The sequence below is a fragment of the Xanthobacter tagetidis genome (assembly GCF_003667445.1).
Classification (GTDB): Bacteria; Pseudomonadota; Alphaproteobacteria; order Rhizobiales; family Xanthobacteraceae; genus Xanthobacter; species Xanthobacter tagetidis.
The window spans coordinates 1-1042 of the sequence record NZ_RCTF01000039.1; the positions used below are offsets into that span (position 1 = coordinate 1).

At 69.4% G+C, this 1042-nt stretch carries 1 protein-coding gene; it reads right to left on the bottom strand.

Features of this window, described 5'->3' with window-relative positions; all coding sequences use genetic code 11:
- Window positions 1-21: 21 nt before the first annotated feature.
- Window positions 22-960, bottom strand: a complete 939-nt coding sequence (locus D9R14_RS22665; protein WP_121625939.1) for an IS110 family RNA-guided transposase — start codon at window positions 958-960, stop codon at window positions 22-24.
- Between the last annotated feature and the right edge of the window lie 82 nt (window positions 961-1042).

The following is a 1042-nucleotide window of genomic DNA, read 5'->3' on the forward strand; positions in this document are numbered from 1 at the left end:
GGTGAGCGACTGTCTTGTTAGTCAAGCGGTTTGTTCGCGCCATGGTTGCTGATCCCGGACGATGGCGTTGAGGATGGTGATGAGCTTTCTGGCGACGGCGATGAGGGCGACGAGCTTGGGTTTGCCCTGAGCGACGAGCCGGTCGCGGAAGGCTCTGAGGCTGGGATTGTGTCGCGCGGCGACCAGGGCGCCCATGTAGAGGGCGGTTCGGACCGCGGCGCGTCCACCGCCGATGAAGCTCTTGCCGCGCCATTGGCCGGACTGGCGCGTCCAGGGCGCGAGGCCGACGAGGGCGGCGATCTGGCGTCGGTCGAGGGTGCCCAGTTCCGGCAGATCGGCGATCAGTGTGCGGGCGATCTGGTCGCCGATGCCGGGCACGGATTTCACAAGCTCGGCCTTTTCCAGCCAGGTGGGCGAGCGGCGGATGCTGTCGTCGATGTCCTGGTCGATTTCGGCGAGTTCTCTCTCCAGCGCTTTCAGGAGCCGTCCGATGCTCCTGGCGGTCCGGGGGGCGGCGCGCTTGAGCCGCTGGTTCTCGGCGCCGATCATGGCGACGATCTGCCGGCGGCGGGCCACGAGGTCGGCCAGCGCCTGGGTCTCGGCGTCGGCCAGCGGACGCAGCTCGGCCCGTGTGGCTTCGGCGAAGCGCGCGATCACGGCCGCATCGATGGGGTCGGTCTTGGCTCGCTTGCCGAGCGCCTGGGCGAACGCGCGCACCTGCGCCGGATTGACCACGACGACCGGCAATCCCGCCGCCGCGAGCGCGGCCACGACGACGGTCTCGAAGCCGCCGGTCGCCTCCACGGCGATCCGTTCTGCGCCGAGCGGCTTCAGGCGCTCGACCAGGTCCGCCAGCCCGGCATGATCACGCGGCAGGTGAAACGGGGCCAGCGCGGCGGTGTTGGCGGCGACGTCGAGCCGGTCCTTGGCCACGTCGATGCCGATGTTGAGAGCGTCCATCCGATCCCATCCTTGCGCAAGCGGGCTTCGCTTCGAGCGGCCCAAGCGACTGTTCGGGTTCGATGGAACGGCGGACGAGGAC

What these genes read in the sequence shown, in the direction of transcription:
- D9R14_RS22665 (WP_121625939.1), bottom strand. Translation starts at nt 960, where the DNA reads ATGGACGCTCTCAACATCGGCATCGACGTGGCCAAGGACCGGCTCGAC.